Genomic DNA, 25,684 nt, shown 5'->3' on the forward strand with positions numbered 1-25,684 from the left:
CCTACGTCGAGCGGCCGCGGTGGAAGTCGGCCAGCGCCTCGGTGTTGGCCGCCGCGCCCATGAGTTCCTCGAAGTAGGCATACTCGCGGGCGGTGGCCGCGGTGATCTCGGCCCGGATGGGTTCGGTGATCGTCTTCTTGACCGCGATGAGGCTCGGAATCGGCCGGGAGGCAAGGATATCGGCGTGCTTGCGCGCATCGGCCAGCAGTTCGTCGGGTTCGCAGACCCGCCAGACCAGCCCCATGCGCAGTGCTTCGTCGGCCTGTACCCACTCCGAGGACATCAGCAGCCAAGCCGCATTCTGTCGTCCCATCAACTGCGGCAACAGATATGACGACGCCGCCTCGGGCGCCACGCCCAAGCTGGTGAACGGGCACTTGATCCGCGCCGTGCTGGACATGAAAGCCAGGTCGGCGAAACCGAGGATGGTGGCACCGATACCGAGGCCGACACCGTTGACCGCACAGATCAGCGGCTTGGGAAAGTCGGTGAGCGCGTTGATCAATCCGGGGAATCCGTGCTTGCCTGCCGGGAAGTCGGGATCGGTGATCCGGGCCTGCATGTCGCCGAGATCCTGGCCGGCGCTGAACGCACGCCCGGCCCCGGTGATGAGGACGACCGCGACCTCGGGATCATCCGCGGCCGCCAGCAGCGCCTCGGTGGTCGCGTCGTAGAGCGCCTCGTTGAAGGCGTTGAGCGCGTCGGGGCGGTTGAGGGTGAGGGTGCGGACCCGGTTCTGGTCGTCGATGAGCAGCGTCACGGGCAGGAGCCTAACGGTTGGAGTAGGTACGGGTCGGTGAGACCAGGACTGCGGTGCGGCCCTGTTCGACCATCGTCCGGTCGTACTCGGCCCAATTGTCATGTGTGCCACCGCAAGCGGTGAAGATCTCGCGCAGCAACAGCCGCAGCTGGTCGGATCCGCCGAGCCAGCCCGGTGTGTCATCGGGACCGGCCAACTCGGCGCGCCCCTCCACCGTCGCCCACTTCCATCCGTCGCGGAAGGTCAGCGTCACCGCGGGCCGCGACCGCAGATTCGCCAGCTTCACCGGGCCGTAGGTCACGAAGCCCAGCACCGGTTCCCCGGTGGCCGGGTGGTCGAGGATCCCGGCATTGATCAGGGAGGCCTGGATGGTGTGATCGGCGCGCAGTGTCGACACGACCGCCAAGCCGTTGTCGGCGCGGGCCAATGCGACGGCCTCGTCGAGGGTGGGCATGGCGCTCAGGATCCGAACGGGTCGCGGAACACGTAGCGACTGGTCGGTACGGCGTCGATGTTGACGTTGGCCCCGAAAGCGGCTGTGCTGGCGACCATTTGCTCCATCCGGTGGCGTAGGTCGTCGTCATCGGCGGCGCCGAAGAACGCGTGCAGGCTGCTCACCGCGTCATTCGGGAACAGCTCTTCGACGATCGCATTGACGACGGGTGCATCCGGGGTCAGTGCGCGCACCACGTAGTTCTGGACGTAACCGAATGTCGACTGGGTGTCGATGGCCACCTGGGTGTGGTTGCCGTGCCATCGGGTCAGCCACGTCGGCTCGTCCATGTCGGCAGGGCGGCGAAGCAGGGCGATGTTGGCCAGCGCGGCGGTGCGCTCGCCCGGCGGCGTGCGGGGTGGCGGCATCGGCGCCGACTCCGTGACCAGGTAGGCCGCCACCACGTCGGCGTGCTGGGCCAGCAGTTCGAGGGCGGCGCTGACCTGGGTGCCGTAGTACTGCTGGGTCCACAGGGTGACGAAGCCCTGCACAGGAGGGTCCAGCGTCGTCAGCGTCATCAACGCATCGCGCACGTCGGCGTCGCGCACATTGACCGTCAGGCCGGGCACGCCCAGGCCGAGCAGTTCATCGGCGATCGGCCCCCTGAGGCGCTGGGCCCAGTCGTCGTCGGCAGTACCGGCCCGCAGCGTGACGATCACCTTTTCCATTGGCCCGAATTTAGCGTGCGTCGCGGCGTTGTCGGGGTGCAGTCTCACTCCGGCGGTATTCGAAATGGCGTGATCAAAGTCAGGCGCCGGGGCAGAATTGTGCTGCGCATTCGCTGACGGGTATACCGGTGGCCGGTCAGCGAATTTGCCGCAACGAATTCACACCACTTTCGTTTTTCAATTCCGCAGTACACAATTGCCCGATGAGCGGGCGCGGGGGTCTCCGGCTGCCGGACGGCACCGGTCCGGCATTGCGCGGCCTGGTCATGCTGTTCGCGTCCATCTGGGTGGCCTTGACGTGGGGACCCGCGCACGCAGTGGTTCCGATCGGGGCCGCTATGGCGATCCTGGGCTCGGCGCTCAGCGACCCCTGGGTGCCGGATCGCCGACGGTCGGGGGCAGTTCTCTTGGCCGTATTGGTCGGCATCGTGTTACTCGCAGTCCCCGCGAGTACTTATCCGCCGCTGCTGATTGTTCTCGCAGTGTTAATTTGCCTGGCGACGGGACTGATGTGGACGCTCGGCGGCGGTGCCGGTTTGATCGGCGTAGGTCTGGTGGTGGTTGTTCTGACCGCGGGCACCGTCGAGTCCTCCGTCTCGGCGACGGTCGTCACCGCGGCGATGGTGCTGGGCTGCGGAGCGGCGCACCTGCTGCTCGTCCCGCGCTGGCGCCGGCCCCATGAGCGGGCCGCCGAACGCGCCGCCGCCACTCACTATCGCGCCGTGGCGGATGTGGCCCGGGCGGTGATCGCCGCGCCGGGGCATTCACCTGCCCTCCCGGCCGCCTGCGGCGGGCCTGCCGACCGCATCGTGGCGACACTGCACGCGATCGCTGTCAGCGGCTGCGGTGGCTGTTCCGAGTGTCAGACAACCCTGCGGGCCGCAGTCGACGTGCTCACCGCACTGGGCGACGAACGCCGACAGGGCGCTGCCAGGGCGGCCGAGGCGCTGAGAACGCTCGACAGCATTCGGGTCGTGAACCCGACGGCGGCGTCGTGGCGACTGCGCGGTCAGCTGCACGAGGCGGTGGTCGCCCGGTTCGGCGTCGACGACCCGCTCGCGCGACGGCAGCCGAGGGTCGTCGAGGTTCTGCGGCGGGAGATCCGGTGGAGTTCGCCGGTGTTCCGCCACGCCGTGCGGCTGGCCATCGGTGTCGGCGCGGCGCTGGCGCTGACCTCGGTTCGCACTGTGCCCGAAGGCGTGTGGATACCGCTGATCGCGCTGGTGGTTCTGCGCCCGGGATGTCCGCGGACCTATCTGCGATCGCTGGAACGCATCGCGGGCGCTGCTGTGGGATTGACGGCAGCCACCGCCATCACGATGCTCTGGCACCCGATCCCGCCGCTGGTCGCCGCCCTCGCGGTCGCGTTCCTGGCCGCAGGCTGGGCCGTACAGGCACGCGGCCCGTGGGGTATGTCGACGGTGGTCGTCGGTGCGCTGGCGATCCTGCTGCAGGCGCCCGCCCCGACGGCAGATCTCCTGGGGCAGCGGCTGTTCGCCGCCGCCCTCGGAGCAGCGATCGCGGTGTGGATGTACGCACTGCTGCCGGACCCGGCGAAGGCGAAGCTGTACCGCGGTATCACCGAGATGCTGCGCGCGCACCTTGATTACGCGGCCGCCGCGATCACCGCGTTCGTGTGCGCAGAGCCGGCCGATACCGCCGACCGCGAGACGCTTCGCCGCCGGGCGACCGCAGCGCGGCGGGTTTTCGATACCGCCGCAGGGTCCACCCGCGTGACTAACGCCGAGACCGCCGAGATGCTCCACACCGCGCGCCGTGAGGCGACCGGGCTGGCCATCGCGATCGCGGTGCTGGACGCCGAAGTCCCGGCCGCTCGCGACCGGCTGGCGGGGGTGCTCGGTGATGCCTCCGACGAGTACGTGACAGCCCTGGTCGGCGCCGGTGTGCCGTGGCGGCTGGATGCCGCCTGGCTCGGGTGTGCCGGCGCGGGGTTGCGGCTCGAGGGCGCGGCCCTCGCCGGTGACGAACAGGTGGCGGGCCTGCTCACTCAGGTCGAGGCGATCACCCGGCACGCCCTTACTCTCGGGGAGATGGCGCAGCGGGTCACCGGCCATCTGAGCTACGCGTATGCCGTCGGCGACGACGTCCACTGACCCGCTGTAATTCACCCGCTGCATGGTTTCGCCGCGTACTCTGGCGGCACTTTCGCCACCCGCACAGGTCAAGGAGAAGCAATGTCGGGTCATGACACGGTTCGCCGTGACGTCCTGCCCATCCACGACACCCAGCACGTCGGGCTGACGACGTACGACGCCAAGGACCCCGACACCAGCTACCCGCCGATCACCACACTTCGACCGCCGAAGGGCGCCCCCAACGTGCTGATCGTGCTGATCGACGATGTCGGCTTCGCCGCCTCCTCGGCCTTCGGCGGCCCGTGCAACACCCCGGTGGCCGAGCGGCTGGCCGGAGAAGGGCTGAAGCTCAACCGCTTCCACACCACCGCGCTGTGCTCCCCGACCCGGCAGGCGTTGCTGACCGGGCGCAACCACCACTCGGTCGGGATGGGTGCCATCACCGAGATGGCTACCTCCGCCCCGGGCAACAGCAGTATCCGGCCCAAGGACAAGGCGCCGATCGCCGAGACACTCAAGCTCAACGGCTATTCGACGGCCCAGTTCGGCAAGTGCCACGAGGTTCCGGTGTGGGAGGTCTCCCCCGTCGGCCCGTTCCACCAGTGGCCCACCGGTTCGGGATTCGAATACTTCTACGGCTTCATCGGCGGCGAGGCCAACCAGTACTACCCCGGCCTGTACGAGGGCACCACCCCGGTCGAGCCGCCGCGCACCCCGGAGGAGGGCTACACCCTCACCGAGGACCTCGCCGACCACGCCATCACCTGGGTGCGGCAGCAGAAGGCGCTGATGGCCGACAAACCCTTCTTCATGTACTTCGCCCCGGGTGCCACCCATGCGCCGCATCATGTGCCCGCCGAATGGTCGGACAAGTACCGCGGCAAGTTTGATGCGGGCTGGGATGTGCTGCGGGAGAAGATCTTCGAGCAGCAGAAGAAGCTCGGAGTCATTCCCGCCGATGCCGAGCTGACCAAGCGGCACGACGAGATCCCGGCCTGGGACGACATGTCCGACGAACTCAAGCCTGTGCTGGCACGCCAGATGGAGATCTACGCCGGGTTCCTGGAGCAGACCGACCACGAGATCGGCCGGGTGATCGACGCCATCGACGATCTCGGGGTACTCGAAGACACCCTGATCTACTACATCATCGGCGACAACGGCGCCTCGGCCGAGGGCACGCCCCAGGGCTGCTTCAACGAGATGACGGTGCTCAACGGGATGGGCGGTGTCGAGACGACCGAGTTCCTGCTGTCCAAGATCGACGCCTTCGGCACCCCCGACGCCTACAACCACTACGCGGTCGGCTGGGCGCACGCGCTGTGCACGCCCTACCAGTGGACCAAGCAGGTGGCCTCGCACTGGGGCGGCACCCGCAACGGCACCATCGTGCACTGGCCCGCCGGGCTGGCCGACAAGGGCACCACCCGAAACCAGTTCCATTCCGTCATCGACGTGGCCCCGACCATCCTGGAGGCGGCCGGTATCCCGGCGCCGTTGGCGGTCAACGGAATTCAGCAGGCCCCGCTGGAGGGCGTCAGCATGTTGGCGACGTTGCGCGATGCCGCCGCCCCCGAGTCACACGTCGTGCAGTACTTCGAGATCATGGGCAACCGCGGCATCTACCACAACGGCTGGACTGCCTGCACCAAACACCGCACCCCATGGAAGGTCGACCAGCCGCCGGCCTTCGACGCCGACGTCTGGGAACTCTACGGCCCCGACGACTGGACCCAATCCCGCAACCTGGTGGCCGAGAACCCGGAGAAACTGGCTGAGCTGCAACGACTTTGGCTCATCGAGGCGGTGAAGTACAACGTGGTTCCGCTCGATGACCGGTCCTTCGAACGGATCAACCCCGATATCGCGGGCCGTCCGCAGCTGATCCGCGGCAACAGCCAGTTGCTGTTCTCCGGTATGCGGGTCAGCGAAAGCTGTGTGGTCAACATCAAGAACAAGTCGCATTCGGTGACCGCCGACATCGTCGTCCCCGACGGCGGTGCCGCCGGTGTGATCGTCACGCAGGGCGGACAGGTGGGCGGATGGTCGCTCTATGTCCACGACGCAAAGCTGAAGTACTGCTACAACTTCTTCGGCATCCAGCACTTCATCGTCGCCGCCGACACGGCGCTGCCTGCCGGAAAGCACCAGGTGCGGATGGAATTCGCCTACGACGGCGGCGGATTGGCCAAGGGCGGCACGGTCACCCTCTTTCACGACGGTAAGCCGGTGGGTTCGGGCCGGGTTGAGATCACCATCCCGATGGGGTTCTCCGCCGACGAAGCCTGCGACGTCGGGCGTGACACCGGCTCGCCGGCCTCACCGGACTACGGGCCCAGCCACAACGAGTTCACCGGCACGATCGACTGGGTCCAGATCGACCTGGGCGACGACAGCCACGACCACCTGATCACCCCGAAGGACCGGCTCAAGCTCGCGATGGGCAAGCAGTAACTCAATCCCTGAGCCAGCGCGGGATGATGAAGACACCTTCGGCCTCGACAGTGATTCCCTCGGCGTCGGAGATGAAGCCGGCGCAGAACGTCTTCACCCCGTCGGTGCGGGTGATGGCCGCCTCGGCGTGCAGCGGCCCCAGCGGGGTGGCCCGCACGTAGCGCATCGTGATGCTCCCGGTGAAGCGCGGCTTGCGGTCCGGGCTGGCCGCCTCACCGAGGACGTGGTCGAGGATCAGTGCCGACACCCCGCCGTGGACGTGTCCGGGCGGCCCTTCGTAGGCCGCTCCCAGGTGAAAGTCCGCCCACCGCCGGCCGTCCGGTTCGCGGTGTACCTCCAGGGGCGGAGCCAGGGCGTTGCGGATGCCGATGACGGCGTTACCCCAGTTCATGGCGTCGCCGTCGGCGCTGCGCCGCGCGCCGAACGCCCCGTCGATCTGCCGCCTGCGCAGTCGCGCGACCGCCGCGTCGAGGTCGGCCTTGACCGCGGCGACGGTCTCGGCGTCGGCTTCGGTGCGGATGGTCGCATCGACCAGCTCACGCACGGATTCGGCCAGCGGCTCGTAGATCGCGCGCAGCCGGGCGACCTCCTCGGCGGAAATGTCGTCGACGGTGAATTCCAGCACCCCTGCACTAGAACACGGTTCTACCGCGGGTGTCTAACTGGCACTCCCGTCAGCGGATAACACGATTGACACACAGCCGTACCGCATTCGGAATCTGTCCGTCGAGAATCTGCAGGTAGCCCTACACGCGCCCCAGGAGGCCATGGATGAGCACTGACGTGACCGATCAACCCGCGGCGTCGCCGGACGACGTGAAGATCGCATGGTGGACCCGCGGCGATCTCAACGCCTTCTTCGGTCTGGGCTTCAACATCCTGGTCAACGTCTTGACGCTCACCACGCTGATGATCGGCGTGATCAAGCTGCCCGCCGACGACGTGCTCGGCACCGTCCTGCCGGCACTCGGTGTGGCGCTGGTGCTGGGCAACCTCTACTACACGTTCCTGGCCCGCCGGCTCGCGCAACGCGAGAACCGCAGCGACGTCACCGCACTGCCCTACGGGCCGAGCGTCCCGCACATGTTCATCGTCGTCTTCGTTGTCATGCTGCCGGTGTACCTGGCTACGAAAAACCCCATCGAGGCGTGGAAGTCGGGCCTGGCTTGGGCATTCATGATCGGCGTCATCGTCATCATCGGGGGCTTCGTCGGGCCCTACATCCGCAAGCTCACGCCACGGGCGGCCATGCTGGGCACGCTGGCCGGTATCTCGATCACGTTCATCTCGATGCGGCCGGCTGCGCAGATGTGGGAGGCCGCCTGGATCGGCCTGCCGGTGCTGGCCATCATCCTGATCGGCTTCTTCACCGACGTGAAGCTGCCGGGCAACATCCCGGTGGGACTCGTCGCGCTGCTTGTCGGTACCGCGATCGGCTGGATCGGCGGCTTCATGTCAGCGCCGGATGTCAGTCAGGCCGCCTCCGACATCGCCATCGGTATCCCTGATCTCCGGATCGACCTGTTGTTCTCCGGGCTGTCACACCTGGCGCCGCTTCTCGGCACCGCAATTCCGTTGGGCGTCTACAACTTCACCGAAGCCATGAGCAATGTCGAGAGCGCCGCGGCCGCCGGTGACAACTACAACCTGCGCAGCGTGCTGCTCGCCGACGGAGCCGGCGCGGTGATCGGCTCGGCGTTCGGCTCGCCGTTCCCGCCTGCGGTCTACATCGGTCACCCGGGCTGGAAGGACGCCGGCGGTCGGGCCGGCTACTCGCTGGCCAGCGGTGTGGTGATCGGGTTGCTGTGTTTCCTGGGCCTCTTCGGTGTGCTGGCCGCGCTGCTACCGGTGCCCGCGATCGTGCCGATCCTGCTCTACATCGGTCTGCTGATCGGGGCGCAGGCTTTCCAGGCGGTACCGCGGCTGCACGCGGTGGCCGTCGTCGCGGCGTTGCTGCCCAACCTGGCACAGTGGGCCAGCGGACTGATCGACAACGCCCTCAATGCGGCCGGAACCTCGGCGAGCAAGGTGGGGATGGACGCGCTCGGCGGTGCGGGCATCGTCTACGACGGATTGCAAACCCTGGGCGAGGGCGCCATTCTCGTCGGCCTCTTGCTGGGCACCATGGTGACGTTCATCCTGGAGAAGAAGTTCCGCTTCGCCGCACTGGCCGCGGTCGTCGCGGCGGCGCTGTCGTTCGTCGGGCTGATCCACGCCCCGGAGATCTCCTGGGCCGCCAATCCGCAAGTGGCCCTGGGGTATCTTTTCTTCGCGGTGGTGTGCCTGGTGTACTCGTTCCTGCCGGGGGCCAACGAGCCGGTGACCGTCGACGAAGCCGATATCGTCGCCGGGCACTAGTTCCGGCTAGTCGCTGACGAACGGCACCTGCGCGCCGTCGGCCAGCACGACGTAAAGCCGGCGCCACGGGTCGGTGCCGACGAGGCGCCACTGATGCCCGGACCCGACGGTGTCCTCGGCGAGCAGGACGTCACCGGGATGCAGGGTGAACTCCTCGTTGTCGCGGGTGGTGAACACCAACGTCCCGGCCAGGGTGACCACGAGTTGGCGCACCGGGGCGGTGTGCCAAGCCAGCGTGCCGCCGCTGACCGTCTCCTCGGCCGTCACGCGGGCGGCGGCCATCGCCGCCGAGACCAGATCGTCGTTGCGGCCCGGGGCCAGATCAAGCCGGCCGATCTGGACATGTGACTGATCGTCAGCGCCGGTGAACAGACGCACGCAGCGGATCATGCTCGAATCCTTTCGTTCTGCCGGGTTGCAACGGTATCGGGATCGACCCGGCTGACCTATCCTCAGCGCCATGCCGGTCCCACTCGTCGATACCGAGCCCTACTACGACCTCGGCGCCTTTCACCGGCCGGTCGACACCCCCTCCCCGCAGGCGCAGGTGTGGTTCGACCGCGGGCTGGTATGGGCCTATGCGTTCAACCACGAGGAAGCCATCCACTGCTTCGAGCGGGCACTGGAACTGGATCCTGAACTGGCGCTGGCCCGCTGGGGCATCGCGTACGCGATCGGACCCAACTACAACAAGGCGTGGGACGCGTTCGACCCCGTCGACCTGGCGGCTTCACTGGCCCGGGCGCGCACCGAGTTGCGGCTGGCCGCCGAGGGCCGGGCCAGCGCGGTCGAGCAGGGTCTGATCGCGGCCCTGGCGACACGCTTCCCCACCGACGACCCCGACGATGCCGAGGCATTGGCGGCCGGGCACGTCGCCTACGCCGACACCATGGCCGCCCTGGCCGCTGCCCACCCCGACGACGTCGACGTGTTGGCGCTGGCGGCCGACGCACTGGTCAACGTGACCGCGTGGGCGTTGTGGGACAGCCGAACCGGTGAACCGGCGCCCGGATCGCGTGTCGTGGCGGCCAAGGAACTGCTGGACCGGGCGCTGACCACCGAGGCCGGGCGGGCCCATCCCGGGGTGTTGCACCTCTACATCCATGCGATGGAGATGTCGGCTCACCCCGAGGATGCGCTGCCTGCCGCGGACCTGCTGCGCGGCCTGGTGCCCGACGCGGGTCACCTCGAGCACATGCCGTCGCACATCGACGTGCTGTGCGGCGAGTACCGGTCCTCGGTGCTGGCAAACCAATCCGCGGTGCGGGCCGACCGCCGGTTCGTCGAGCATGCGGGTCCGCTGAACTTCTACTCCCTCTACCGAGCGCACGACCTGCACTTCGTCGTGTACTCGGCGATGTTCTCCGGACAGTTTCAGATCGCCCTGCAGGCCGCCGATGAACTGGCCGGGCAGCTGACCGCCGAGCTGCTGTCGATCTCCTCGCCCCCGATGGCGGACTGGCTGGAGGCATTCGTGCCGCTGCGGGTGCACGTGCTGATCCGGTTCGGCCGCTGGGACGACCTGATCGCGCTGCCGCTGCCGGATGACCCCGACTTGTATTGCAGCACAACGGCAACCATTCACTACGGCCGTGGTGTGGCACACGCAGCCAAGGGTCAGCTGGCCGCCGCGCAGGCCGAGCGCGACGCCTTCACCGCGGCCTACGCGCGCATCCCGGAGTCCCGGTACCTGTTCAACAACACCAGCCGCGACATCTTGGCGGTCGGCGCAGCCATGCTCGACGGCGAAATCAGTTACCGCCAGGGCGACTACGACGAGGCCTACGCTCACCTGCGGCGGGCCATCGCACTCGATGACGCGCTGCCCTACGACGAACCGTGGGGCTGGATGCAGCCCACCCGGCACGCCTACGGCGCGCTGCTGCTCGAGCAGGGCCACGTCGAGGAGGCCGCGCAAGTTTATGCCGCCGATCTTGGACTGGACCCCACCTTGAGCCGGTCGTGTCAGCACCCGAAGAACGTGTGGAGCCTGCACGGCTACCACGAATGCCTGCAGCGGCTGGGCCGCACCGAGGAGGCCGTCATCATCGGCCGCCAGCTCGACCTGGCCAAGGCCCGCGCTGATGTGCCGATCCTGGCCTCGTGCGCGTGCCGGCTGGAAGTGTTCGAGACGAGCTGCTGCAGCTGACGCCGACGTATCGTCAACAGGTGCGTGACAAGCTTTCCCACCGCGTGGCGCGGTTCGTGGGCAGTGCGCCGGTCACGTTCGGCTGGCTGGCGCTGCTGGCGATCACGACCATCGCCCAGCATCTGCTGCCGCGCTGGCATCTGATTGCGGTGCTGCGCAAGGACTCCACCAACCTGCACCACCTGGCGTCCGACCCGATCCGGGTGCTGATCACCAGCCTGCTGTGGCTCGACGGTGCCGCCTGGTGGCCCTACCTGGTGATGTTCTGCCTGTTCCTGGCGCCTGCCGAACGCTGGCTGGGCCATCTGCGTTTCGTTGTCGCCGGGCTGATCGCCCACATCGTCGCCACCTACGTCAGCGAGGGATTCCTGTACTGGCAGATCCAGGAGGCGATCGTCTCGCCGCGATACCTCAACGCCCGGGACATCGGTGTCAGCTATTTCGTCGTCGGCATCGTCGGTCTGCTGACCTATCGCGTCCCGCGGCCGTGGCGCTGGCTGTACCTCGCCGCCGCCTTCGTGTGGTTCGCCGGGGCGGTGCTGATCAAACCCACGTTCACCCCGGTCGGGCACCTCACCGCGCTGGTGGTGGGCCTCGCCTGCTACCCACTGAGCCATGGCCGCAGCCATCCCGCCCCGCAACCCGCTGCGTAGAGTGAGACAGCGTGGCGCTCAGCGACTCCGACACCAGGTGGCTCGGCAGATGCGTCGAACTGGCCCGCGCGGCGCTCGACGCCGGTGACGAACCGTTCGGCTCGGTCCTGGTCGGTGCCGATGGCCTGGCGCTGTTCGAGGATCACAACCACGTCGCCGGCGGGGACGCCACCGCACACCCCGAGTTCGCGATCGCCCGTTGGTCGGCGCAGCACCTCACACCGCAGCAGCGCGCCGCCGCAACCGTCTACACCTCCGGCGAGCACTGCCCGATGTGCGCGGCTGCCCATGCCTGGGTGGGCCTGGGCCGCATCGTCTTTGCCGTCTCCGGAGCTCAACTGGCCCAGTGGCTCATCGAATGGAATGCGCCGCTGCCCCCGGTCGCATCGCTGCCCGTCACTGCAGTGGCCCCCCACCTCGTCGCGGATGGCCCTGCGCCGCAGTACCGCAACGAGATGATGGGCCTCTACGCCGCGCGGTTTCGGCCGTGAGCGCGCCGTCCTGGGTTCGCCACGCGATCTGGTGGCACGTCTATCCGCTGGGATTCGTCGGCGCCTTCCCGACCAACAGCCCGCCCGGACCCGATGAGCACCGGTTGCGGCGCCTGGTCGGCTGGCTCGACCACGCGGTGGAACTCGGCACTTCGGGCCTCGCACTCGGGCCGGTCTTCGCCTCCCGCACCCACGGCTACGACACCACCGACCACTACCGCATCGATCCGCGCCTCGGGGACGACGGCGACTTCGACGTGGTGATCGCCGAAGCCCACCAGCGTGGGTTGCGGGTGCTGCTCGACGGCGTGTTCAACCATGTCGGAACCGATTTCGAGCGCTACCGCAGTGCGTTGGACGGCGACGCCGACGCGGCGGGCTGGTTCCGCGGCCGTCCCGGGCACTTCCACACCTTCGAAGGCCACGGCGAGCTCATCACCCTCAACCACCGCAGCCCCGACGTGGTCGACTACGTGGTGGACGTGATGAACCACTGGCTCGACCGCGGCGCCGACGGCTGGCGCCTGGACGCGGCGTACGCGGTGCCCGAATCGTTCTGGGCCGCGGTGCTGCCGCGCGTTCGGCAGCGCCATCCCGACGCATGGTTCGTCGCCGAGGTCATCCACGGCGACTACGTCGGGTTCGTCGAGGGCTCCGGGGTGGACTCGGTGACCCAGTACGAGTTGTGGAAGGCCGTGTGGAGCAGCCTCAACGACGGCAACTTTCACGAACTCGACTGGGCGCTGCAGCGCCACAACGACTTTCTGGCCCGCTTCGCGCCGCAGACGTTCGTCGGCAATCACGACGTGACCCGGATCGCCAGCCAGCTCGACCGCGCCGAGCATGTCGCGCACGCGCTGGTCCTGTTGTTCACCACCGGCGGGGTGCCGACGATCTATGCCGGTGACGAGTTCGGGTACCGCGGCGTCAAGGAGGAGCGCGCTGGCGGTGACGACGCGGTGCGCCCCGAATTCGGCTCTTCGCCTGCAGATCTCGACGACGACGGCCGTGCGGCGCTCAACCTGCACCAGTTCCTGATCGGGCTGCGCCGCCGCAACCCCTGGTTGCACGAGGCGACCACCCGGGCGCTGCACCTGGAAAACCGTTGCTACGCATACGAAACCCGATGCGGTGACGACGCGTTGATCGTCGCCCTCAACGTCGACGACACACCAATGCATCTGCCCGTCGCCGAACTGGCCGGCAGGCAGGCCCGGCTGGCCGGCGGCACCGGCGCTCCGCCGGAGGACCTCGTCAGCGAGGTGGTGGTTCCGCCGCAGGGCTGGCTGGTGCTGCGCCCCGAGTGAGCTACCACAGGTCCAGCGTCCGTTGGTCCTGTTCACCGGCATAGAACCGGTCGAGCACCGCGCGGAAATCGGCATTGTCACCAGTAGCGTTGGCGAACAACGTCATCGATGACCGCACCTTTAGAGTGTCGGGCCAGCCGAAGATGTCGTCGGCCGATCGTCCGTCGATACCCGCGACGATGCGGGCGCATTCGCGCAGTCGGGGACCGAGAACCGGGTGAGCCAGGTACGCCCGCGCCTCGGCCAGCGAAGCGATTCCGTAAAGCCTTGCCGTCGAACTGTTTCCGAGGCCCTGCAGCTGCGGAAAGACGAACCAGATCCAATGGCTGCGTTTGGCGCCGGCACGCAGCTCGGTCAGCACGCGGTCATAGACCCCGTGCTGGGCATCGACGAAGCGCTGCAGCTCGAACGGATCGTCCATCCCTCCACCGTGCCATACCCCCGGTGTTGCTGGGCCGTGATCGTCCTGTTATCTCCGGGCCTCCGCCACCTCCCGGCATCGGTGGTGTCTGCCCAGTTCAGCGCCGATACAACGTTGGCGCTCTGTATCCAAAGTGACTCCTGTGACAATTGGGGCGAGTCCTTGGCGTCTCCCTATCGTTAGCTAACCGCGACTTGGCGCACCGCTTCGCGTACCGAATCCGTGGTGCCGCACGTGTTTAGCTACCCGCGCACAGCACTTTGACTACTGACCGAATACATATGAAAGGTGATGGTTGTCGTCATGAAAATCGTCGAGATGATGCGAGGCACCTGGTTGCGCCGCCTGGCCGCAGCCTTCGTGGCCGCACTCTTCTTGCCCGGCTTGATCGGCGTTGTCGGCGGTTCGGCGACAGCGGCCGCCTTCTCCAAGCCCGGGCTTCCCGTTCTCTACCTTGATGTTCCGTCGGCCTCGATGGGCCGCAACATCCGCATCCAGTTCCAGGGCGGCGGCACGCACGCCGTCTATCTGCTCGACGGCCTGCGCGCGCAGGACGACTACAGCGGCTGGGACATCAACACCCCGGCGTTCGAGTGGTTCTACGGCTCGGGCCTGTCGGCAGTCATGCCGGTCGGCGGCCAGTCCAGCTTCTACACCGACTGGTACCAGCCGTCGCAGGGCAACGGTCAGAACTACACCTACAAGTGGGAAACGTTCATGACCCAGGAGCTGCCGACCTACCTGGCCGCCAACTACGGCGTCGACCCCAACGGCAACGCGGTCGTCGGTCTGTCGATGGCCGGCAGCGCAGCGCTGACCTACTCGATCTACTACCCGCAGAAGTACACCTACGCCGCATCGCTGTCGGGCTTCCTGAACCCGTCCGAGGGCTGGTGGCCGATGCTGATCGGGCTGGCGATGAACGACGCCGGCGGCTACAACGCACAGAGCATGTGGGGTCCGTCGTCCGACCCGGCATGGCGGCGCAACGACCCGATGGTCAACATCAACCAGCTGGTCGCCAACAACACCCGGATCTGGATCTACTGCGGCACCGGTACGCCGTCGGAGCTGGACACCTCCGGTGGCGGTGGCAACCTGATGGCCGCACAGTTCCTGGAGGGCTTCACCCTGCGGACCAACAAGACCTTCATGGACAACTACCTGGCGGCTGGTGGACGCAACGGCGTGTTCAACTTCCCGCCGAACGGCACCCACAGCTGGGGCTACTGGGGACAGCAGCTGCAGTCGATGATCCCGGACATGCAGCGGGTTCTGGGAGCCACCCCGACCGCGGGCTGATCCCGGTCACATCTAGCCAGCGAGCCTGTCGCCTTTCGGCGGCAGGCTCGCTGCTTTTTTTGCGCTGCACCCGTCCGCCGCGGGCGAACACCCGTTCGGGAACAACCCCACCATCACCAAGGTTGAGCCTTTCAGACTGAACTTTGGAGGATTGATGGCTGAAGCCACATCAGTGCCCGTCCTGTTTCTGAGCGACCCGATCGTGCTGCCCGGCATGGTGGTTCCGATCACGCTCGACGACACCGCCCGCGCCGCGGTCGACGCAGCCCGCGCCAGCGATTCCGGCAAGCTGCTGATCGCGCCGCGCCTCGACGACCGCTACCCCTCCTACGGGGTGCTGGCGACGATCGTGCAGGTGGGCCGTATCGCCGGCGGTAATGCCGCCGCCGTGGTGCGCGGTGAGCGCCGCGCCCACATCGGATCCGGCACCACCGGCCCCGGCGCCGCGCTGTGGGTCGAGGTCGAGGAAGTGACCGAGTCCGACCCCACCGACGACACCAGGGCGCTGGCCGCTGAGTACAAGAAGCTGCTGCTGGCCCTGCTGCAGCGTCGCGAGGCCTGGCAGCTGGTCGACGCCGTCAACCAGCTCACCGAGCCGTCTGCGCTGGCCGACACGGCCGGCTACGCGTCGTATCTGAGCGACGTGCAGAAGCGTCAGCTGCTGGAGACCGAGAGCGCCGACGAGCGGTTGCAGGTCCTCATCGACTGGACCGCCGAACACCTCGCCGAGGTCGAGGTCAGCGACAAGATCTCGCAGGATGTTCGGGAGGGCATGGACAAGCAGCAGAAGGACTTCCTGCTGCGCCAACAGCTCAACGCCATCCGCAAGGAACTCGGCGAGGGTGAACCCGACGGGAGCGACGACTACAGGTCCCGCATCGAGGCCGCCGACCTGCCCGAGAAGGTGCGCGAAGCCGCGTTGCGCGAAGTCGGCAAGCTGGAACGCTCCAGTGACCAGAGTCCCGAGGGCGGCTGGATCCGCACCTGGCTGGACACCGTCCTGGACCTGCCGTGGAACGTCACCACCGAGGACTCGACCGACCTGAAGTCGGCCCGCGACATCCTCGACGCCGACCACCACGGCCTCGAGGACGTCAAAGACCGCATCGTCGAATACCTGGCGGTGCGGGCGCGTCGCACCCAGCGCGGCCTGCAGGTGGTCGGCGGGCGCGGCTCCGGTGCGGTGATGGTGCTGGCCGGTCCGCCCGGGGTGGGCAAGACCTCGCTGGGCGAGAGTGTGGCCCGCGCACTGGGCCGCAAGTTCGTGCGCGTCGCCCTCGGCGGTGTGCGCGACGAGGCCGAGATCCGCGGTCACCGGCGCACCTACGTCGGCGCGCTGCCCGGCCGCATCGTGCGGGCGATCGGCGAGGCCGGCTCGATGAACCCCGTCGTGCTGCTCGACGAGATCGACAAGGTCGGCTCGGACTACCGGGGCGACCCGAGTGCGGCGCTGCTTGAGGTGCTGGACCCCGCGCAGAACCACACCTTCCGCGACCATTACCTCGATCTGGACCTCGACCTGTCCGACGTGGTGTTCCTGGCCACTGCCAACGTGATCGAGAACATCCCCTCGGCCCTGCTCGACCGGATGGAGCTCGTGCAGATCGACGGCTACACCGAGGACGACAAGGTGGCCATCGCCCGCGACTACCTGCTGCCCCGGCAGCGGGACCGCGCGGCCCTGACCGCCGACGAGGTGACCGTCACCGACGACGCGCTGCGCAAGATCGCCGCCGACTACACCCGCGAGCCCGGCGTGCGGCAGTTCGAGCGGCTGCTGGCCAAGGCCATGCGCAAGGTGACCACCAAACTGGACTCCACCGATGCTCCCGTCACGATCGACGAGCCCGACCTGGTCGAGTACCTGGGCCGGCCGCGGTTCACCCCGGAGTCGGCCGAACGCACCGCGGTGCCCGGCGTGGCCACCGGGCTGGCGGTCACCGGACTGGGCGGCGACGTCCTCTACATCGAGGCCGGCGCGACCGACGGGGAGCCCAGCCTGCAGCTGACCGGTCAACTCGGTGACGTGATGAAGGAGTCGGCGCAGATCGCACTGTCCTACGTCCGCTCACACGCCGCGCAACTGGGCGTGGACCCGGCGGCCCTGAACCGCAAGATCCACGTGCACGTGCCCGCCGGTGCGGTGCCCAAGGACGGCCCGTCCGCCGGTGTCACGATGGTCACGGCCCTGGTGTCGATGGCCACCGGACGGCAGGTGCGCTCGGATGTGGGCATGACCGGCGAGGTCACGCTCAACGGCCGGGTCCTGCCGATCGGCGGGGTCAAGCAGAAGCTGCTGGCCGCCCAACGTGCCGGGCTGTCAACGGTTTTCATTCCGGCACGCAATGAGGCCGACCTGGACGACGTCCCGGCCGAGGTGTTGGCTGCGCTCAGTGTGCAGCCGATGACCGATGTCGCCGACATCGTGGCGTTGGCCCTGGAGCCGACGGCCGAGGCGGTCACCACAGCGGCCTGACACGCGGTGGTGCGGGGTCGGTGGCGATAGCCCTGGCTATGGCCTACGACCCCGCACTGGCCGACCGGATTCGTAAGGCGCTCAGCGGAGTCCGCGGCGGCTACTCAGGTTCCCAGCCGCCCAAATAAGGCGGTTGTCAGGACTCCAGCAATTGCTTCTTGGCGGCGCTGAACTCGGCGTCGGTGATGTCACCGCGGTCGCGCATCGTCAGTAACCGCCGCAATGTCTCCGCCGCCTCCGCATCGAGGTCATCGGGTATCGGGGTGCCGCGCACGATCGGCTCGTCGGGCACCGGTTCGATGTGCTGCGGATCGGCGGGATCGACGAGCACTGCCAGCCTGTCCCCCGGTTCGGGAACCTCACCGAGGGTGAAGGTGCCCGTCATCGCCGCCTCGTATGACGAAGCGCCAGAGGCTGGTTCGACGCGCACCCGCATCGCACGTCGCGCGGAGTCCTTGGTGACGATGACATTGAGTGCGGGCCGCACCACGTCGAGCACCACAGCCGACGCCTGCACACCGGCGCCACGCAGCCGGTCGACCCGTTTGACCGCGACCGTCAACCACACCCCGTAGGCGGCGACGATCGCCCCACACACCGCGACCCCCCAGCTGAACAGCGGCGCGGTCCAGTCGGCCGCCCAGGGCACCGTCGATGCGATCAGCCAGCCCAGCGTCACCGAACGCGGGGTGCGGCGCGATATCTGCAGGAACACCACGAACTGGACGACGTAGCCGGCCACCCACACCCCGAGTGCCCAGCCCTTCTGCGACAGCTCGGTGGCCTCGGCCAGCAGGTGTGCCCCGATCAGGGCCGGCGCGACCACAAGCACACACCACAGTGCCGAGAGCACCGCAATCCCGCGCCACATCATCGGGCCAGGGTATCCACCAGTTCGGTGACGACGTCGGTATCGGCGAGCAGCGTGACCATTCCGGTGCTGCCGTCCACCCGTACCCGGGTGCCGGTCACCAGTCGCGTGGCCGCCCCGGCGACGCCGGTGAGGACCGGAACACCCAGGCGGGACAGCAGACTGAGCGGCGGGGCACCGTCGACGACGATCCCACCCGGTGCACCGAACAGGAGAATCGATTCGACGTCAGCTGTGGTGATCACGGCGACGTCGCCGGGGCCCAGACCCGCATCGGCGGCCGAGCGCACCACGCGCACCGTCCCCTCGAACACCCCGCCGACGACGCCGGTGCCCTGCAGGCGCTCGTCGGCGACTACAGGGTCGGGCGCGCTCTGCGGCGACCAGCCACCGTCGATCACGGTCGGCATCGTCATGGCCTGCAGCCGCTGCCGCTCGGCGGCGCGCCGTTTGATGCGCAGCTGCGCGTCCACCGGCATGACGAGTGCTTCCTCGACGGTGAGGAAGAACAGGTCGTCGGTCTCGGCGAGTTTGTCCTCGCCAACCCGTCGGCCGGCCAATTCCCTTACCGCTAACCGGAGTTGGTGTGTGAAACGCAGAGTGCAGTCGAGCGCGACAGCATGGTCGGGCGCTGGCTGGCCGTCGGTGTACTCCGGATAGCGCTGCATCGCCCGCTCACCCGCGGCGATCACGGCATCGGGGCGGTCCCCGATCACCGACACGGCGAGCTCGGCGCTGCCGGGGCCGCGATGCCCGATGTGGGCGAGGACGGTATCGACGGCGGTGCCCACCATGGGCGCCGCGGTGCGGACCGCATCCAGGTCGCCGGAATCCAGCGACTCCCGGACGTAGGGATGAGCCCGCAGCACGTTGGCGAGCGAGGCGATCTCCGCGTCGATCCGCACGTTCTGGGCGCCCGTCGCGGGCGCCGCGGCCAGCTCGGTGAGCAGCCAGGCCTGAGCGGTCAGCACCCAACCCTCGTGGACTCTGCTGCGCAGCAACCGGATTCGTCCGTCCAGCTGGGCGTCACTGAGGCTCGGCAGGGAGTCGGCAGCCCGGTACTCGCCATCGGCGGCAGAGGCGTATGCCGCGACATGACGGCCCAGCATCCGGCCCGCGGCGACGATCCGGGCCATCGACAGCGGGCGCCGGCGAAGCAGGGTCCGCGTCGGAAGTCGCATGGCGAGCTGGTCGGCATCTGCCTCGGCGCACAGTCGCGCGGCCAGGTCGGCGGCGCGCCCGGGCAGCCGCGGCACCGCGGCGGCAATCACCGAGGTGCCCAGGTACACCCGGTGGCCGAATACCGCGACGAGCCGGCGTTCCCATTCGGCTGCCAGGCTCGGCGGAACATCGAGCAGCCGGCTCACCGCGCGGGCGGCGGCGCGCAGGCCGGTCACATGCAGATCCAGCGACATCGGTGTCAGCGGTCCGCTGTGGGTCAGCGCGAGCGCAGGGGCCACGAACACCGGGAAACGCGGGTCGATCCGGTCGTCGAACTCCGCTTCGGCACCGTCGGGCGCCGCGCTGAGCAGATCCGCCCGATTGTCCGGGCCCACGCCGGGCAGTGGCATCGGTATCCGGCCGGTGACGTCCACCGCGCCATTCGCCGAGAGCCTGCGACCCTGCAGTCCGCGTACCGTGTCTGCGACGGATTCAGTTGCACCCCAGGCGCATTCGAAGTCCCAGTCTTCGCGGAGCGCGGTCAGGCTGACCGGCGGGTCCAACACCGTCCAGCCCTCGGTGGCACGCGCCTTCGGTCGGGGGTCGACGTGGGCGAGGATGTCCCGGGCGGACGCGACGGTGGTGGTGTCCGGCGTCGCGAGGTCGACGACACCGGTTCGCTCGGACTCCGCGGCCGCGACCAGGAACCGCATGAGGTCATCGATGTGCACCACGGGGACCGGGCCGGCGGCCGGATTGGTCAGCAGCGCAGCCACCGTGCGGCAGACCATCCCGTCGACCTGTCGTCCCAGCGGGGCCGCCACCCGCACCACCAGGTTCGGCGCCCAGCCGGTGCTCACCAGATCCTCGGCCTGGGTCCAGCGGCCAGGCTCGAGCAACGCCAACGACACGAACACGATCCGCGCCCCGACCCGTGCCGCCGCGTCACAGACCCGAACCACATCGGCGTGCTCCACACTGCCGTCCTCGCGCGGCAACATCAACACCGCATCGGCGTCAGCGGTCAGGGTCTGCAGGACGTCATGGCCCGCTGCCAGCAAGCTCTGGGTCAGGGCGCGACCAAGCCCACCGGTGACTTCCGTGACCAAGATCCGCATTCCAGGCCCAACTTCCCCCGTCCACTGCGACGAGCTTAGGCAGGTGCGGGCAAAATTTTCGGGCTTTCGCCGGTCAGCTCAGGCTGGCCCTGCCGTCGGCGCGCACGCTCACCTTGGCCCCGGCGATGTCGTCGCGAACGGTGACCGCCGCGGCCTCGGCGTCGTCAATCACCGCCAGTGCGCGGCCGTCGTCAGGCGTGCGGACGGCGAGGAACGCCTTCTGCGGCGCTCCGTCCCGGTCGAACGGCGCCGTCCAGGCCTCGACGACACCCTCACCCACCCAATCGGCGTGGGCGACCCGAGTCGGTAGCTGGTCCACCTCGGCTTGCACGTCCTGCCAGCGGAACTCCGCGGGCGGCGGCGTCGCGCTATAGACACCGAAACTGTGCTTGGAGAGGAAGCCGCCGTTGGCCGTGATCAACCCCCGTGCGCCGGGGTTGGCGCGCAGCAGCTCGGTCATGGTCGCGATCGAATGCATCACGTAGTTGTTCCACGGGCCGCCGGCGAAGGTCAGCCCGCCGGTGACGGTGAGCGGGCGTTGCGGGTCGTCGAGGGGCAGACCGATCTCCGCCGCGGCGACCTGTACCGCCGACGGGAAGCACGAGTACACGTCGATGTAGTCCAGGTCGTCGACCCCGACCCCGGCCAGCTCCAAGACCCGGCGACCACCGATGCGGATGGCCGGCGAGCGATACAGCTCGTCACGCTCGGCGATGGAGTAGGTGTCGTGGGAGTCGGTGCCGGCATACGGGAACACCCACTGGTCCTGCGGGATCTGAAGGTAGCGGGCCTTCTCCGCCGAGCACAGCACCACGACGGCGGCCTGGTTGACCATGTTGTTGGAGTTCATCAGCTTCGGGTAGGGCCAGCTGATCATCCGGTTATCCGCGCTCGGCTGCCAGATCTGTTCTGCCGGAACGGCTTCGCGGCTCCACGCATGCGGGTTCTCGGCGGCCACCGCGCTGAAGCGCGCCCACAGCTGCCCGATCCGCTGCCGGTGCTCGTCGCTGCCCTCGTTGTTGGCGATCCGCAATGCTTGCTCGAACATCGGGTAGACGTGCGAAGGCAATTGCAGTCCGATGCGATCCTCGGCCGGGCCCGACATCGGCACCTCGTGCTCCGCGCCCGGCGGCACCGCGACCGTCTCGTCCTGGCGCGTCCAATCGGGGCGGATCCCCTTGGCTTTCAACCGCATCCGGGTACGCCAGGTCTCGCCACCGGCCAGCAGCACGACATCGTTGCGACCTGCCAGGATATCTAGGCAGGCCTGGTTGACCAGCGACTGGGGCGTGTTGCCGCCGACGCCGGTGTAGTAGGTCGCGGCGTTTGGGGCACCGATGCGCGCGGCCAGAAGCAGGCCCGGATCGCGGTAGCGCCAGGACAACAGGTTGACCACCCGGATCGCGTCGACGGCCTGCAGCACGCGCGGGTCGGCGGCTTCCCGCGCGGCATCCGCCATGAGGTCGACAGGTTCGACCTCTGGCGCGTCTTCGCGCTGGTTGACCTGCCCCACGCCGACGATGACCGGTGTCCGAGGGTCCATCGAGAGCCTTTCCGTAGTCGTCACGGCGTTTGACGCCTGTCAAAACCTAGCATCGTAGCCGGGTTGCTCCGGCCGGCGGCCACTGCCGGCGGACGCCCCACGGGTGCCATGATGTCCCCATGACGGTGGTTCTCGTGCATGGCAATCCGGAGACCGACGTGATCTGGGGTCCGCTGGTTGAGGCGCTCGGTCGCGACGACGTGGTGCGGTTGTCTCCGCCCGGATTCGGCGCCCCTCTGCCCGATGGCTTCCCGGCGACGTTCCTGGCCTACCGGGACTGGCTGGAGGGCGAGCTCGAGCGCTTCGATGAGCCGGTGGATCTGGTCGGGCATGACTGGGGCGGCGGTCATGTCGTGAACGTGGTCATGCACCGCCCGGAACTGGTCCGCAGCTGGGCCAGTGACGTCGTCGGGCTGTTCGATCCGGACTATGTCTGGCACGACCTGGCTCAGGTATGGCAGACCCCGGGTGTCGGTGAGGAGGTGATCGAGGCGATGGTCAGCGGCCCGTTCGACGATCGGGTGGCGCAGCTGACGGGATTCGGAATCCCCCACGATGTGGCGACCGCGCTGGCCGCGGCCCAAGACGAGCAGATGGGCCGGGCGATCCTGGCGCTCTACCGGTCAGCCACCCAGCCGGCGATGGCCGAAGCCGGCCGCGCCCTGCCCAATGCCGCTGCCCGGCCGGGCCTGTCCCTGTTGGCCACGGCAGATCCGTTCATCGGTGCGCACGACAACCGTCGCCGCGCGGCCGAGCGTGCCGGTGCCGTCACGGTGGAACTCGACGGAGTCGGGCACTGGTGGATGCTGGAGAACCCGGTACAGGGCGCCCAGGCGCTCTCCGAGTTCTGGGAGTCGCTGGACTGAACCGGGTCGCGGAGACCTCGGTCCGCGTCTGCAGTTCCGCCACGGCCGAAAGCCGTCAGATTTCCGATCGCGCGTTCGTCTCCGCACCCAGAAACGTGGTGTAAACATGGGAGCGTCGCGGCCAAGAAGCGTGCCGCCGATCCGCGGAGGAAACATGGCCGAGCCATTCAACGGAGTCATCAAACTCGACATTCGCGACTCGGTCCCGGACTGGAAACCGTACGAGCTGAAGAAGGCGCCCGACGGCGCGCCCAACATCCTGATCGTGCTGTACGACGACACCGGCCTGGCCGCGTGGTCGCCGTACGGCGGTCGCATCAACATGCCGACCATGGACCGTCTGGCCGACAACGGCGTCACCTATACCCAGTGGCACACCACCGCGCTGTGCTCACCGACCCGCTCGACCTTCCTTACCGGTCGCAACCACCATGTGAACCGGTGCGCGTCGATCACCGAGGGCTCGATGGGCTTCCCGGGTGCGGCAGGCCGACTGCCGGCCGAGTGCGCGACGATCGCCCAGGTGTTGCAGGACAACGGCTTTGCCACCATGTGGCTCGGCAAGAACCACAACGTTCCGGTGGAAGACCTCTCGCCGGGCGGCAGCAAGTCCGAGTGGCCCTTGTCGAAGGGCTTCGACCGGTTCTACGGCTTCCTGGGCGGGGAGACCAACCAGTGGTATCCCGACCTCATCGAGGACAACCACGCCATCGAACCGCCCTATACCCCAGAAGAGGGCTACCACCTCTCCAAAGATCTTGCCGACCAAGCGATTCGGCAGCTGCGCGACCTGCGGTCCTCCGCGCCGTCCAAGCCGTGGTTCATGTGGTTCTGTCCCGGCGCCAACCACGCGCCGCACCACAGCCCGCAGGAGTACATCGACAAGTACAAGGGCGTTTTCGACGACGGTTACGAGGCCTACCGCGAGTGGGTCCTGGCGCGGATGATCGAGCGCGGCGTGGTACCCGAAGGCACCGAACTGACGCCGCTGAACCCGATGCCCGACGACGTCGCCAATGAGGCCGACTACGTGCGCCCCTGGGCCGAACTCAACGACGAGGAGAAGAAGCTGTTCTGCCGGATGGCCGAGGTGTTCGCCGGCTTCTCCGAGTACACCGACGCTCAGGTGGGCCGCATCGTCGACTTCCTCGAGCAGACCGGCCAGCTGGACAACACGCTCATCTTCTACTGCGCCGATAACGGCGCCTCCGGCGAAGGCACGCCCAACGGCTCGGTGAACGAGAACAAGTTCTTCAACGGCTACCCCGACAGCCTGGAGGAGAACCTGTCCTACTTCGACGAGCTCGGCGGGCCGGAGACCTACAACCACTACCCCACCGGCTGGGCGGTGGCGTTCTCCACCCCGTTCCAGATGTTCAAGCGCTACTCGCAGTTCGCCGGCGGCACCTGCGACCCGCTGGTTATCCACTGGCCCAAGGGAATCAAGGCCCGCGGTGAGATGCGCCACCAGTACCACCACTCCACCGACATCGTGCCGACGATTCTGGAGGCGGTCGGGCTGGAGATGCCCACGGTGTACCGCGGGGTCGAGCAGTACCCGCTCAACGGGGTGTCGATGCGCTACAGCTTCGACGACGCTCATGCGCCGACAACCAAGAAGCGCCAATACTTCTCGATGCTGGGCACCCGTGGCATCTGGCAGGACGGCTGGAAGGCCGCGGCGCTGCATGCGCCGATCAGCGGCAAGGGCCATTTCGACCAGGACGTCTGGGAGCTCTACCACGTCGACGAGGACCGCGCCGAGTCCCGCAACCTCGCGGCCCAATATCCGGAGAAGTTGCAGGAGCTCATCGACGCGTGGTTCGAGGAGGCGGAAGCGAATTTTGTTCTGCCGCTTGATGATCGGCCCGCTATCGAGCAGATCAACGACGTGCGCCCCCAGGGTGAGCCGCCCCGCTCCCGCTACATCTACTACCCCGAGACCGCGCCGGTACCCGAGTCGACGGCGGTGAACATCCGCGGCCGCTCCTACAAGATCCTCGCCGATGTAGAGGTGACCCCGGAGTCCGAGGGTGTCATCTTCGCGCACGGTTCGCGGTTCGGCGGACACACCCTGTTCATCAAGGACCGCAAGCTGCACTACGTGTACAACTTCCTCGGCATCAAGCCGGAGCAGACCTTCGTCTCCCCCGAACTGGAACCCGGCCAGCTGACGCTCGGCGTCGAGTTCATCCGGGAAGGTGCCGGCGAACACATGGAGTCGGTCGGAACCGCGAAGCTGTATGTCGGAGAACAGGTCGTCGCCGAGGGCCCGATGCGGGCCCAGATCGGCCCGTTCACCCTGTGCGGTGACGGGCTGTGCGTCGGCTACGACAGCGCCGACCCCGTGAGCCGCTCCTACCCGGCCGGGTTCCCGTTCACCGGTGGCCGGATCCTCGGTGTCGGGGTCGATGTCGGCGAGGACCAGTACCTCGATCTGGAGAAGCTGGCCGCGGCGGCGTTCGCCCGCGACTGACCTGTCCGACTCCTCCGGTAA

At 68.0% G+C, this 25,684-nt stretch carries 20 protein-coding genes; 11 read left to right on the top strand and 9 right to left on the bottom strand.

From position 1 onward, the window contains the following. Position 1: 1 nt before the first annotated feature. The 3 genes from HBE64_RS10275 to HBE64_RS10285 are packed head-to-tail and all read right to left on the bottom strand — an operon-like array spanning position 2 to position 1,921. Positions 2-760: an enoyl-CoA hydratase/isomerase family protein gene (locus HBE64_RS10275; RefSeq protein ID WP_167101180.1), complete on the bottom strand. Its 759-nt coding sequence runs from the start codon at positions 758-760 to the stop codon at positions 2-4. Positions 761-770: 10 nt separating this feature from the next. Beyond that, a complete protein-coding gene (locus HBE64_RS10280) occupies positions 771-1,214 on the bottom strand; it encodes a TIGR03618 family F420-dependent PPOX class oxidoreductase (protein WP_167101183.1) in 444 nt (147 codons plus the stop codon). A 5-nt stretch (positions 1,215-1,219) separates the two neighbouring features. Beyond that, the gene (locus HBE64_RS10285; protein WP_167101186.1) at positions 1,220-1,921 is read right to left on the bottom strand and encodes an EthD domain-containing protein; all 702 of its coding nucleotides are present in this window, start codon (positions 1,919-1,921) and stop codon (positions 1,220-1,222) included. A 203-nt stretch (positions 1,922-2,124) separates the two neighbouring features. Between HBE64_RS10285 and HBE64_RS10290 the strand changes: the two genes are divergently transcribed. Both HBE64_RS10290 and HBE64_RS10295 read left to right on the top strand, forming a co-directional pair. Then, positions 2,125-4,035: an FUSC family protein gene (locus HBE64_RS10290; protein WP_167101189.1), complete on the top strand. Its 1,911-nt coding sequence runs from the start codon at positions 2,125-2,127 to the stop codon at positions 4,033-4,035. An 81-nt stretch (positions 4,036-4,116) separates the two neighbouring features. Next, positions 4,117-6,471: an arylsulfatase gene (locus tag HBE64_RS10295; RefSeq protein ID WP_167101192.1), complete on the top strand. Its 2,355-nt coding sequence runs from the start codon at positions 4,117-4,119 to the stop codon at positions 6,469-6,471. 1 nt (position 6,472) lies between these two features. Here HBE64_RS10295 and HBE64_RS10300 read toward each other — a convergent pair whose 3' ends face one another. Further along, complete coding sequence (locus HBE64_RS10300; RefSeq protein ID WP_167101195.1) at positions 6,473-7,096, bottom strand: PaaI family thioesterase; 624 nt, start codon at positions 7,094-7,096, stop codon at positions 6,473-6,475. A 146-nt stretch (positions 7,097-7,242) separates the two neighbouring features. Between HBE64_RS10300 and HBE64_RS10305 the strand changes: the two genes are divergently transcribed. Next, entirely contained in the window at positions 7,243-8,829 is a 1,587-nt protein-coding gene (locus HBE64_RS10305; RefSeq protein ID WP_167101198.1) for a regulator, read from the top strand. Between the two features lie 6 nt (positions 8,830-8,835). Here the strand turns inward: HBE64_RS10305 and HBE64_RS10310 are convergent, their stop codons facing one another. After that, the gene (locus HBE64_RS10310; protein WP_167101201.1) at positions 8,836-9,219 is read right to left on the bottom strand and encodes a cupin domain-containing protein; all 384 of its coding nucleotides are present in this window, start codon (positions 9,217-9,219) and stop codon (positions 8,836-8,838) included. 70 nt (positions 9,220-9,289) lie between these two features. Between HBE64_RS10310 and HBE64_RS10315 the strand changes: the two genes are divergently transcribed. From HBE64_RS10315 to HBE64_RS10330, 4 genes are read left to right on the top strand one after another with little or no spacing between them, the layout of a single operon-like run. Continuing rightward, positions 9,290-10,978 (top strand): tetratricopeptide repeat protein, encoded by a 1,689-nt coding sequence (locus tag HBE64_RS10315; RefSeq protein WP_167101204.1) that lies wholly within the window; start codon positions 9,290-9,292, stop codon positions 10,976-10,978. Between the two features lie 20 nt (positions 10,979-10,998). Then, on the top strand, positions 10,999-11,631 hold the full coding sequence (locus tag HBE64_RS10320; protein ID WP_243841572.1) for a rhomboid-like protein: 633 nt from the start codon (positions 10,999-11,001) through the stop codon (positions 11,629-11,631). A gap of 11 nt (positions 11,632-11,642) precedes the next feature. Next, positions 11,643-12,122, top strand: coding sequence for a nucleoside deaminase (locus tag HBE64_RS10325; protein ID WP_167101207.1), 480 nt, complete (start codon positions 11,643-11,645; stop codon positions 12,120-12,122). After that, positions 12,119-13,429: an alpha-amylase family glycosyl hydrolase gene (locus HBE64_RS10330; RefSeq protein WP_167101210.1), complete on the top strand. Its 1,311-nt coding sequence runs from the start codon at positions 12,119-12,121 to the stop codon at positions 13,427-13,429. Before HBE64_RS10325 ends, HBE64_RS10330 begins: the two co-directional genes overlap by 4 nt. Position 13,430: 1 nt before the next feature. On the opposite strand, the gene HBE64_RS10335 is transcribed toward HBE64_RS10330, so the two are convergent. Continuing rightward, the gene (locus HBE64_RS10335; RefSeq protein WP_167101213.1) at positions 13,431-13,850 is read right to left on the bottom strand and encodes a DUF1810 domain-containing protein; all 420 of its coding nucleotides are present in this window, start codon (positions 13,848-13,850) and stop codon (positions 13,431-13,433) included. A gap of 291 nt (positions 13,851-14,141) precedes the next feature. Here HBE64_RS10335 and HBE64_RS10340 point away from each other — a divergent pair, with 291 nt between their 5' ends. After that, on the top strand, positions 14,142-15,152 hold the full coding sequence (locus tag HBE64_RS10340) for an esterase family protein (protein ID WP_371744183.1): 1,011 nt from the start codon (positions 14,142-14,144) through the stop codon (positions 15,150-15,152). A 154-nt stretch (positions 15,153-15,306) separates the two neighbouring features. Beyond that, the gene (gene lon / locus HBE64_RS10345; RefSeq protein ID WP_167101219.1) at positions 15,307-17,628 is read left to right on the top strand and encodes an endopeptidase La; all 2,322 of its coding nucleotides are present in this window, start codon (positions 15,307-15,309) and stop codon (positions 17,626-17,628) included. 136 nt (positions 17,629-17,764) lie between these two features. On the opposite strand, the gene HBE64_RS10350 is transcribed toward lon, so the two are convergent. From HBE64_RS10350 to HBE64_RS10360, 3 genes are all read right to left on the bottom strand, one after another. Beyond that, complete coding sequence (locus HBE64_RS10350; protein ID WP_167101222.1) at positions 17,765-18,502, bottom strand: SHOCT domain-containing protein; 738 nt, start codon at positions 18,500-18,502, stop codon at positions 17,765-17,767. Beyond that, positions 18,499-20,778: a hypothetical protein gene (locus tag HBE64_RS10355; protein WP_167101225.1), complete on the bottom strand. Its 2,280-nt coding sequence runs from the start codon at positions 20,776-20,778 to the stop codon at positions 18,499-18,501. Before HBE64_RS10355 ends, HBE64_RS10350 begins: the two co-directional genes overlap by 4 nt. Positions 20,779-20,851: 73 nt before the next feature. Continuing rightward, the gene (locus HBE64_RS10360) at positions 20,852-22,321 is read right to left on the bottom strand and encodes an acetyl-CoA acetyltransferase (protein ID WP_167101228.1); all 1,470 of its coding nucleotides are present in this window, start codon (positions 22,319-22,321) and stop codon (positions 20,852-20,854) included. 119 nt (positions 22,322-22,440) lie between these two features. Here HBE64_RS10360 and HBE64_RS10365 point away from each other — a divergent pair, with 119 nt between their 5' ends. Together HBE64_RS10365 and HBE64_RS10370 are read left to right on the top strand one after the other, a co-directional pair. Further along, on the top strand, positions 22,441-23,187 hold the full coding sequence (locus tag HBE64_RS10365; RefSeq protein ID WP_167101231.1) for an alpha/beta fold hydrolase: 747 nt from the start codon (positions 22,441-22,443) through the stop codon (positions 23,185-23,187). Positions 23,188-23,293: 106 nt separating this feature from the next. Then, a complete protein-coding gene (locus HBE64_RS10370; protein WP_371744137.1) occupies positions 23,294-25,663 on the top strand; it encodes an arylsulfatase in 2,370 nt (789 codons plus the stop codon). Positions 25,664-25,684: the final 21 nt, after the last annotated feature.

The sequence above is a fragment of the Mycobacterium sp. DL592 genome (assembly GCF_011694515.1).
Classification (GTDB): Bacteria; Actinomycetota; Actinomycetes; order Mycobacteriales; family Mycobacteriaceae; genus Mycobacterium.